Here is a 10,505-nt window from a genome sequence, read left to right as displayed (position 1 = left end):
AAGAGGAAGCCGATATGAGCAACCCGTTCGAGAACCCCGACGGTGTCTACTCCGTGCTGGTCAACGACGAGGGGCAGCACAGCCTGTGGCCCGAGTTCGTCGACGTCCCGGCCGGCTGGACCGTCGTCCACGGCCCCGCCACCCGTCAGGAGTGCCTGGATCACATCGAGGCCAACTGGACCGACATGCGCCCGAAGAGTCTTGTGGAGCAGGAGGGCTGACCCGGGGAACGCGCGTACGGGAATCAGGGTTTACCGCGTTCCGCTCGGCTCCGGGCGAAGCTGGTGGTCCGGCGGGATGCGGTAGACGGACACGTGGGAACGCGAGTCGGCGGTGAAGTCGGCTCCGGACCAGTCGGCGTGCCTGCTCTCCACCTCGAACCCGGCCAACTGGGCCATGAGGTCGAGCTCGGCCGGCCAGATGTAGCGGTGCGGACTACGGGACAGCCGGGTCTGCCCGCTCTCGTCGAACCTGAAGTGGTGCGACACGGCGTGCTGGCGCAGGACGTCGTAGGTGTCCAAGCCGATGTAGCCGGGCTCGCAGAGCCAGACCGTGGCCTGCCGGCCCGGCGGGAGCCTGCGCAGCTCGGGTACCCAGAGTTCGATCACGAACCGGCCGCCGGGTGTGAGGTGGCGGGCGGCGTTGCGGAAGCACTCGACCTGCTCGGCCTGCGTGAGCAGATTGGAGATCGTGTTGAAGACGAGGTAGACGAGCGCGTACTTCCCCGGGGCGAGGGCGGTCGCCATGTCGCCGACGACCACCGGGATCGTCGCTTCGTCTACCTTCGTTCGCAGTTGGTCGATCATCGGGGGTGACAGTTCGATGCCGGTGACGGGCACTCCTCGCTCGGCGAGGGGCACGGCCACGCGGCCGGTTCCGATGGCGAACTCGAGTGCCCGCCCGGTGCCCGCGAGTTCGGCGAGGCGGTCCACGGTCGGCTCCAAGACCTCGGGCGCGAACATGCCGGTGCCGGGTGTGTCATAGCTCCGAGCGGTATCGACGTTCCAGATCTCCTCCTGTTTCATGCCGCCAACGATGGCCGTGGGTGGAGGAGTTGTCCAACGGTTTAGCCCGGGCGGTGAACGGCGCGAGCGTCACCGGCACCACCCGCGACGGTCAGGCCACCCCACGATGGGTCCGGACATAACCCACATTTCAGCCAGGCTTCAGTCGGCGTCCGCTCGTGACGGGAGCGGGTGCCGGGTAAGGCCGTTCCTCGCCCGCCACCTGTCCGTGAACAGCGGCGAGACCGCGAGCTCCCGGACGTCGAGCCTCGGGCCGGGCCGCGAGCGGACGGCTCCTTGACTGTCCGGCTCGACGCGCCCTTGACGTATTCGTGTGGGTACGCCTATGTTTCCGAAATATTAATGCACCATTCTGAAAGTTTCAGCCCCCACGATGACGCCGTCCGCTGACAGCGTGGGGTGACGCCGTCGTCGGCCGAGGGGATGCATGAGCGATCAGCCGTCACACGACACGAGCGCCACATCGAGTGATTCCGCACGATGGCGAGATATCCGGTCCGATCCCATCGGCCGAGACGAGACGCCCCATCCACCCGGAACACCGGCCGAGAAGACCACCCAGCCTGTGGGGCGCCGGCCGCGGCCGCCGGCGCGTTCACCGGAGGCACCGGGATGAGCACGGTCAGGACGGTCGACGTGTCATCCGGCACCCGGGATCCCCACGAGACGAAGCCCGATCCCGCCCGGAATCGCGCCCCCCGCCGTACCTGGCGTCAGGCGCTCCGTCGCGACTGGCAGCTGTACTCGCTGGCGATTCTCCCGCTGCTGTTCTTCGCGATATTCCGGTACCTGCCGATGATCGGCAACGTGATCGCCTTCCGGAAGTTCGAGCCCGGCGGCAGCGTGCTGGGCGAGGAGTGGGTGGGTCTGCGCTACGTGCGGATGTTCCTGAACGACCCGACGTTCTGGCAGGTGTTCACCAACACGCTGGTCCTCGGCGCGCTGACCCTGCTGTTCTGCTTCCCCATGCCGATCGTGCTCGCATTGCTGATCAACGAGGTCCGGCACCGGCGCCTCAAGCGGTTCGTCCAGTCGGTGTCCTACCTGCCGCACTTCCTCTCGATCGTGGTCGTGGCCGGCCTCGTCGTGGAGTTGCTGTCGGGCGACGGGCCGGTGAACCAGATCCTGCGCGTGGCGGGCGACGATCCCATCACGTTCATGCAGCAGCCGGAATGGTTCCGTACGATCTACGTCTCCTCGGAGATGTGGCAGACCGTCGGGTGGGGGACGATCCTCTATCTCGCCGCGCTCACGACCATCGACGACCAGCTGTACGAGGCGGCCCGGATCGACGGCGCCGGCCGCTGGCGGCAGACCTGGCACGTGACCCTGCCCGGCATCCGGCCGACCGCGGTCGTCCTGCTGATCCTGAACATCGGCGCGTTCATGGCGGTCGGGTTCGAGAAGGTCCTCCTGCTCTACAACCCGCTGACGTACCCGACCGCGGACGTGATCTCCACGTACCTGTACCGCATGGGTGTGGTTTCCAACAACTTCAGCTACGCCACGGCGATCGGCCTGTTCGAGGCCCTGATCGGACTGACCCTGGTCCTGTCGGCGAACCTGATCTCCCGTCGCACAGTGGGGACGAGCCTGTGGTGACCATGGACAGGACCAGGGGCTACCGCGTATTCCAGGGAGTCAACGCCGTCATCCTCACCGGCGTCGTGATCGTGACCCTGTACCCCTTCCTCAACGTCGTCGCCCGCTCGTTGAGCGACGAGAACTTCATCCGGTCGGGTCAGGTCAACCTCATCCCCCGCGGGTTCACCCTCACCACGTACGAATACGTGATCTCCGACCCGACGTTCTGGACGAACTACCGCAACACGGTGGTGTACACGGTCGTCGCCACGTTGATCGCGATGTTCATGACCACCTGCTACGCCTACGTCCTGTCCAAGAGACATCTCAAGGGCCGCACGTTCCTGATCGGGATCGCCGTCTTCACCATGTTCTTCTCGGGCGGCATCATCCCCAACTACGTCCTGATCACCAGCCTCGGGCTGAAGGACAGCCTCTGGGCCATCGTCCTGCCGAACGCCATCAGCGTCTTCAACCTCCTGATCATGAAGGCGTTCTTCGAGGGACTGCCGGTCGAGTTGGAGGAGGCCGCCGCGATCGACGGCATGAGCACCTACGGCATCCTGCTCCGGATCGTGCTGCCGCTGTCGAAGGCGGTGATCGCCACGATGGTGCTCTTCTACGCCGTCGCGTTCTGGAACTCGTGGTTCTCCGCCTTCCTCTACATGAGTCAGTCCGATCTCTTCCCGGTGACCGTCTTCCTGCGCAACCTGATCGCCGGAGCCACCGGCGCGTCGTCCGTCGGCGCCGACGCCATGAACATGACGGTGGCCGCCAACATCAAGGCGGTGACGATGGTGCTCACCATCCTCCCCATCCTGGGGATCTACCCCTTCGTCCAGCGGTACTTCGTCACGGGGGTCACGCTCGGCGCGGTCAAGGGATAGGCCCCGCCTCGGTCGCTCTCCACCCCACTCGTTTTGAGAGAAAGGACTCCCATGTACCAGATGAACCGGCGTCAGGCGATGGTCTCGATAGGTGCCTTCGCCGTACTCGTCGGCTGCGGCAGTGACGATTCCAAGCCGCAGACCGACAACCTCTCGGCGAACCGGGACGGCGCGATGCCCAACTACGGCGCCGGTAGCCAGTTCAAGGCAGCCGCGCCGCTCTCGTTCACCGTCCTCTACAACAACCACCCGTTCTACCCGATCAAGAACGACTGGCTGTTCTGGTCGGAGCTCACCAAGCGGACCAACGTGACGTTCCAGTCGAGTGTGGTGCCGCTCAGCGACTACGAGAACAAGCGCAGCCTGGTGATCGGCGCCGGTGACGCCCCGCTCATCATCCCGAAGACGTACCCCGCTCAGGAGACCCCCTTCGTCGCCTCCGGCGCGATCCTCCCGGTCAGCGACTATCTCGACCTGATGCCGAACTTCAAGGAGAAGGTCGCCAAGTGGAATCTCCAGCCTGACCTGGACACGCTCCGGCAGTCGGACGGCCGCTTCTACGTGCTCCCAGGGCTCCACGAGAACCCCTGGGTGGACTACTCCCTGGCGGTCCGTGCGGACATCCTCGAAAAGCTCGGCCTCCAGATTCCGCAGACCTGGGAGGAACTGCGCACCGTGCTGAAGGCGCTGAAGGAGGAATACCCCGACTCCTACCCCCTGTCCGACCGCTGGGGAACCCTCACGCCCGGCGCCAACCTGCTGAACATCATCGGCATCTCCTACGGCGCCCCCGGCGGCTGGGGTTACGGGGAAGGGGTGATGTGGGACCCCGCTGTCCAGAAATTCGCCTTCACCGGTGCCATGGAGCAGTACAAGCAGATGCTGCAGTACCTCAACACGCTGGTGAAGGAGGAGTTGCTCGACCCGGAGAGCTTCACGCAGGCCGACGACCTGGCGATCCAGAAGCTGGTGTCCGGCAAGTCCTTCGTGATCAGTTCGAACGCGCAGACGCTGGTCAACGAGTATCGGCCGCCGCTGGAGAAGGCGAATCCGGAGGCCAGGCTCGTCAAGATCCCCTTACCCGTCGGCCCGCTCGGACCCATCAAGTACGGGGCGGGGAACACCCGCCTGGAGAACGGCGTCATGATCTCCAAGAAGGCTCGCGACAGCAAGAACTTCGTCGCCATGATGCAGTTCATCGACTGGCTCTGGTACTCCGATGCGGGTCAGGCGTTCTCCAAGTGGGGTGTCGAGGGGGTCACCTATACCAAGGAGGCGTCCGGGAAGTACAAGCTGGCATCGGACGTCGACTTCGTCGGGCTCAATCCCAAGGCGCCGAAGCACCTGCAGAAGGACTTCGGTTTCTCCAACGGCGTCTTCGCCTACGGCGGGGCCACCGAACTCCTCCAGTCGACCTTCTCCGAGGAGGAGGTGGCGTTCCAGAAGGTGATGAACGCGAGGAAGCCCGTGCCGGTGCCGCCTCCGCACCCGCTCACCGACGAGGAGCGCGAGCAGGTGACGCTGTGGCAGACACCGCTGAAGGACCACGTCACCCAGAACACGGTCATGTTCATCCTCGGCAAGCGCGACTTCGGCGAATGGGACGCCTACGTCGCCGAGCTCGAAGGGAAGAACATGTCGTCCTTCGTCAACATGGTGAACGCCGCCCACGAGCGCTTCAAGAAGCAACACGGATGACGGCCGCGCCCGGTGCGGGGCCACCGGCTGCCGGGTGCGACGGAACCGGCCGGTGTGGTGAGCGAAGGACAGTGATGCGGACCGAGCCGGAGTCTCCCCGATGATCGATGCGACGGCCGGACGCCGGTTCGGGGAAGGACCCCTCTCCCGCGCCTGCGCGCTCGTCTACACCCTGCTCGTGGTCGAGCTCCTCCTCCTGACCGCCGTCGTGCCCGGACTGGTCGGGCTGGTTCTGCTCGACCGTGACGCCGCCAACGTCCCGCTGGCCGCGGCCTGCCTGCTTCCGGCCGGTCCCGCGCTCTCGGCCGCGTTGTACGCGTTGCACCATCGTCGCCGCGATCTCACCGATCTTCATCCCGCGGCGGCGTTCTGGCGCGGCTACCGGGCCAACGTCCGCGGGGTCGTGAAGCTCTGGGTCCCGTGGCTGGTGTGGCTGGCCGTCATCGGGTCGAGCCTCGGGAACCTCGCCGCCGCCGGAGTCCCGGGGTGGTGGGCCGTGCTGTCGGTCCTCATCGCGCTGGCGGCGACCCTCTGGGTCGCCAACGCGCTGGTGATCACCTCCCTGTTCGCTTTCCGGGCGAGGGACGTGGCCCGCCTGGCCGCGTACTTCCTCACTCGTTCCCCCCGGGCCACGCTGGGCAACGCCGGCCTCCTGATCGTGGCGGCCGGCGTCACGCTGGTCGCCTCCGAGGCGGCGTCGGTGCTGCTGGCGTCGGTGCTCGCCTCGATGCTTCTGCTGAACAGCCGCCCGATGATCGCCGAGGTCCGCGACAGATTCACGACCTGAAGCCGCGGACCCCCGTCACCGAAGACCACCCGTCCGGACCGGCCGCCCCGACGGCCCCGCACCTCGGCCGAAGGAGCCCTGTGACCCTCTACGAACCTGCCGACGTCCACCCGGCGTGGCTGCCGCCGGAGGTCTTCCGGGCGATCGGCTCGCGTCGTACGCTCGTGCGCGGCGACGGCCCCCTCGTCGACACGGTGGGGGAGGAGGTGGCGCGGGCCTGCGCCCGGTACGGCGGCGGCGTGCGGCACTCCGCGCCCGGCGGGACCGGCGACCGGGACACACATGGTGACCGGACCGGCGAGCCGTTCGACCTCGTGTTCGCGCTCTCCGCGGCGGGGCCCCTGCCGGCCGTCGTCGAGACGGTCCAGGCCGAGTTCCGGCGGCGCCGCGGACCCGGCGAATCCGGCGGCCGCGCGATCGGTGACGAGGGGTTCGTGATCGCCCGCCACGACGGCGTCACGGTGGTGCTCGCCGACGAGGCGGCAGGCCTGCTCCACGGCCTGTTCCACGTCGTACGGCTCGGCGAGACGGCGTTCGGGGCCGCCCGGCCGCCGGAGCATCACCGGCCCGCGATGCCCCGGCGCATGCTCGATCACTGGGACCACGTCGACGTGCATCCGGTGATGGGCCAGGTCGAGCGCGGCTACGCGGGCGGCTCGATCTTCTGGCGGGACGGCGCCCCGCGCGGCGACCTGGGACGGGTGCGGGCCTACGGGCGGCTGCTGGCCGCGTGCGGGGTGAACGCGATCACGGTGAACAACGTGAACGTGCACGCCACGGAGGCCCACCTGCTGACGGACCGGCTCGGTGACGTCGCCGCGATCGCCGGCGAGCTGAGGCCGTACGGGATCCGGGTGCATCTGTCGGTCGGTTTCGCCTCGCCCGTCGTCCTCGGCGGGTTGCCGACCGCCGACCCGCTCGACGAGGACGTGCGGACATGGTGGGCGGGAACCACCGAGCGGGTGTACGAGACGATCCCCGACTTCGGCGGCTACGTGGTGAAGGCCGACTCGGAGGGGCAGCCGGGACCGTTCGCGTACGGGCGCGACCACGCCGACGGCGCGAACGCGCTCGCCGACGCGCTGGCGCCGTTCGGCGGGGTCGTCCACTGGCGCGCCTTCGTGTACGACCACCGGCAGGACTGGCGCGACCGGTCGACCGACCGGGCCCGCGCGGCCTATGACCACTTCGCCCGGCTCGACGGGCGATTCCGGGACAACGTGGTCATCCAGGTGAAGCACGGCCCGATCGACTTCCAGGTACGGGAGCCGGTGTCGCCCGTCGTCGCGGCCATGCCGGCCACCCGCGTGGCCGTGGAGCTTCAGGTGACGCAGGAGTACACCGGTCAGCAGCGGCACGTGTGCTATCTCGCCCCCATGTGGAGCGAGGTGCTCGGGTTCCGCCCCTGGGGACACGCCGGCCCGACCGTGGCCCACCTCGCCGGCGCGGTGGCGGACGGCGAGGGAGGGGAACACGACGGGCGGGCGCCGGGCGGGGGCGGCGGCCTGGTCGGGGTCTCCAACGTGGGAGACGACGCATACTGGACCGGCCACCCGCTCGCGCAGGCCAACCTGTACGCGTTCGGCCGGCTCGCCTGGGCGCCGTGGACGGATCCGGCCGAGATCCTCGACGAATGGATCGACCTCACCTTCGTACCGGTGGCGACGGGCGATCCCGAGGGGCTGCGGCGCACCCTGCACGCGATGATGGACGACTCCTGGCGCACCTACGAGAGCTACACCGCGCCGCTCGGCGTCGGGTTCATGGTGCGTCCCGGGCATCACTACGGTCCCGACGTCGACGGGTACGAGTACACGCCGTGGGGCACCTACCACTTCGCCGACCGCGACGGCGTCGGGGTGGACCGCACCCGCGCCACCGGGACCGGGTTCACCGGCCAGTACCCGCCGCCCTGGTCGGAGGTGTACGAGTCGCTCGAGCGCTGCCCCGACGAGCTGCTGCTGTTCTTCCACCACGTCCCGTACGGGCATGTGCTGCACAGCGGGTCCACCGTCATCCAGCACATCTACGACACCCACTTCGCCGGGGTGGAGCGGGTGGCCGAGCTCCGGTCGCTGTGGGAGACCCTCGCCGGCACCGGATCGGTGCCGGCGGCACTGCACGCCCGGGTGACGGACCTCCTCGACGAGCAACTCCGCTGCGCGCGGGAGTGGCGCGACCAGATCAACGCCTATTTCCTCCGCAAATCAGGGGTGCCCGACGTCCACGGCCGCCGCATCCCTTGATGCCCAGGCCCGGTCCGCACCGTCCCCGCTCGTCGTCCTGTTCTTCGGCCCGCGGCGGGTTTCCGGCTCAGCGGCATCACCACGGGAGTGTCCCACCATGACGAACCCTCGAATGGACGGCTTCAGGAACCGCGTCGGCGGCCTGGCGTTCGGCGGTGACTACAACCCCGAACAGTGGGATCCCGGCGTCTGGCGCGAGGACGTGCGGCTCATGCGGCAGGCCGGCGTCAACGTCGTCACGCTCGGCGTCTTCGCGTGGGCCTCGCTCGAACCCGAGCCCGGCGGGTACGAGTTCGGCTGGATGGACGAGGTCATGGACCTCCTCCACGACAACGGCATCGCCGTCGACCTGGCCACCCCGACCGCGGCGCCCCCGGCCTGGCTGACGTACCTGCACCCGGAGGTCTTCCCGATCATGGCGGACGGCGAGCCGTTCGGGTTCGGGAGCCGTCTGCACTATGACCCCTCCTCGCCGATCTACCGCCGGTACGCGGCCGGCATCACCACCAGGCTCGCCGAGCGTTACTCCTTCCACCCGGCACTGGCGATGTGGCACATCGGCAACGAGCACGGCCCCACGGCGTACAACGAGGCGAGCTCGGCCAACTTCCGGCGGTGGCTGAAGCGCAGGTACGGCGATCTCGACACCCTCAACGAGGCGTGGACGACACGCGTCTGGAGCCAGGTCTACACCGACTGGGACCACATCGAGGTGCCGAACATCCCGCGCACCTGGATGAACCCCAGCCGCATCCTGGATTTCAAACGCTTCACCTCCGACGCGCTCCTGGAGTGCTACCTCGCCGAACGGGACATCGTCCGCTCCTTCCGCGACGACATCCCGGTCCTGACGAACTTCATGCGCTTCTACCGGAACGCCGACTACTGGAGGTGGGCTCCGTTCCAGGACGCCGTGGCCCTGGACATCTACCCCGACCCCGCCGATCCCGACTCGCACGTGTCGGCGGCCTTCCAGTTCGACCTGTTCCGCTCCCTCAAGGGAGGGCAGCCGTGGATGCTCATGGAACAGGCGGCCGGCGCGGTCAGCCAGTGGAAGCTCAACGTGGTCAAGGAGCCCGGACGGATGCGGCTCGGCTCGCTCCAGGCGGTGGCCCGCGGCGCCGACTCGGTCATGTTCTTCCAGTGGCGGGCCGCTCGCGGCGGCCAGGAACGCTTCCACTCCGCGATGCTGCCGCACTCCGGGCCCGGCTCGCGGACCTTCCGCGAGGTCACCGACCTCGGCCGCGAGGTCGAGCTCCTCGCACCCGTGGCGGGGACGACCGGCCGCGCCGAGGTCGCCGTCCTGTTCGACTGGAACGGCTGGTGGGGGTTGGAGGAGGTCGCCGGGCTGCCCCGCAACGACTTCGGTTACGCCGACACCGTCATGCGCCACTACACGCCGCTGTGGGAGCGCCACCACGCCGTCGACGTCGTCTCCCCGCACAGCGACCTCGCTCCCTACCGGGTGCTGATCGTGCCCAACGCCTATCTCATCGACGACCGGGGCGTGGAGGCGATCACCGCGTTCGCCCGCGCGGGCGGCACCGTCGTGATGTCCTTCTTCTCCGGGGTGGTGGACGAGTGCAACCGGGTCCGCCCGGACGGCTACCCCGGCGCCTTCCGCCATCTCATCGGGGCCAGGATCGACGAATACTGGCCGGCCCGCCCTGGCGAGCGGTTCACCGTACGGTTCGCCGACGGGCACACCACGACCGCGAGCTGGTGGCGGGAGGACCTCCACCTCGAGACGGGAACCGCTCTGGCGGTCTACGCCGACGGACTGCTCAAGGGCCGCGCCGCGATCGTCGCCAACGCCTACGGCTCCGGCCGGGTCGTCTACGTCGCCACTCTGCTGGAGGAGACGGCCTTCGCCGAGGTGCTGCTGGAGGAGGTGCGCGCCGCGGGCGTGGAGAGTCCTTTCCCCGGCGTGCCCGCCCAGGTCGAATGCGTCGTGCGCGCGGACGAGCGGGAGGAGTACCTCTTCCTTCTCAACCACGACGCCGAACGAACGGCCGCCGTTCCCCTGACCGGCCGGGGAACCGACCTCCTCACCGGAACGCCGGCCGCCGAAGAGATCACCCTGGCCCCCCTCGGAGCCGCGGTGATCCGCAGGACACGGCAGGCGCCCGTGTGACGCACCCCCCGGCAGCACCACGCGCGGCCGGCAGGGGAACGGGCGCCGTTGAGTCGGCGGGGATCCGGGCCGCGGCGGTGGCCTCCGGCTCGGGAACGGCGGGCGATCATCCCGAACGGCACCCGGAGAACGCGGAGGGCCGGG

Annotated in this window: 8 protein-coding genes; 7 read left to right on the top strand and 1 reads right to left on the bottom strand. The window is 68.6% G+C overall.

Annotation, left to right across the window (positions count from 1 at the left end; translation table 11 throughout):
- The first annotated feature begins 14 nt into the window (after positions 1-14).
- Positions 15-221, top strand: coding sequence for an MbtH family protein (locus tag J2853_RS15405; RefSeq protein WP_307558467.1), 207 nt, complete (start codon positions 15-17; stop codon positions 219-221).
- Positions 222-251: 30 nt separating this feature from the next.
- Here the strand turns inward: J2853_RS15405 and J2853_RS15400 are convergent, their stop codons facing one another.
- Positions 252-1,025, bottom strand: coding sequence for a class I SAM-dependent methyltransferase (locus J2853_RS15400; protein WP_307558466.1), 774 nt, complete (start codon positions 1,023-1,025; stop codon positions 252-254).
- A gap of 612 nt (positions 1,026-1,637) precedes the next feature.
- On the opposite strand from J2853_RS15400, the gene J2853_RS15395 reads away from it, so the two are divergent.
- From J2853_RS15395 to J2853_RS15370, 6 genes are all read left to right on the top strand, one after another.
- The gene (locus tag J2853_RS15395; RefSeq protein ID WP_307558464.1) at positions 1,638-2,627 is read left to right on the top strand and encodes an ABC transporter permease; all 990 of its coding nucleotides are present in this window, start codon (positions 1,638-1,640) and stop codon (positions 2,625-2,627) included.
- A 2-nt stretch (positions 2,628-2,629) separates the two neighbouring features.
- Positions 2,630-3,496: a carbohydrate ABC transporter permease gene (locus J2853_RS15390; RefSeq protein ID WP_307568694.1), complete on the top strand. Its 867-nt coding sequence runs from the start codon at positions 2,630-2,632 to the stop codon at positions 3,494-3,496.
- A 60-nt stretch (positions 3,497-3,556) separates the two neighbouring features.
- Positions 3,557-5,194 (top strand): ABC transporter substrate-binding protein, encoded by a 1,638-nt coding sequence (locus J2853_RS15385; RefSeq protein ID WP_307558462.1) that lies wholly within the window; start codon positions 3,557-3,559, stop codon positions 5,192-5,194.
- Between the two features lie 100 nt (positions 5,195-5,294).
- Complete coding sequence (locus tag J2853_RS15380) at positions 5,295-5,981, top strand: YesL family protein (protein ID WP_307558461.1); 687 nt, start codon at positions 5,295-5,297, stop codon at positions 5,979-5,981.
- A gap of 80 nt (positions 5,982-6,061) precedes the next feature.
- On the top strand, positions 6,062-8,227 hold the full coding sequence (locus J2853_RS15375; protein ID WP_307558459.1) for an alpha-glucuronidase: 2,166 nt from the start codon (positions 6,062-6,064) through the stop codon (positions 8,225-8,227).
- A 97-nt stretch (positions 8,228-8,324) separates the two neighbouring features.
- Positions 8,325-10,361, top strand: a complete 2,037-nt coding sequence (locus J2853_RS15370; protein ID WP_307558457.1) for a beta-galactosidase — start codon at positions 8,325-8,327, stop codon at positions 10,359-10,361.
- Positions 10,362-10,505: the final 144 nt, after the last annotated feature.

The sequence above is a fragment of the Streptosporangium lutulentum genome (genome assembly GCF_030811455.1).
Lineage (GTDB): Bacteria > Actinomycetota > Actinomycetes > Streptosporangiales > Streptosporangiaceae > Streptosporangium > Streptosporangium lutulentum.
This window is presented reverse-complemented; position numbering and strand designations above follow the sequence as displayed.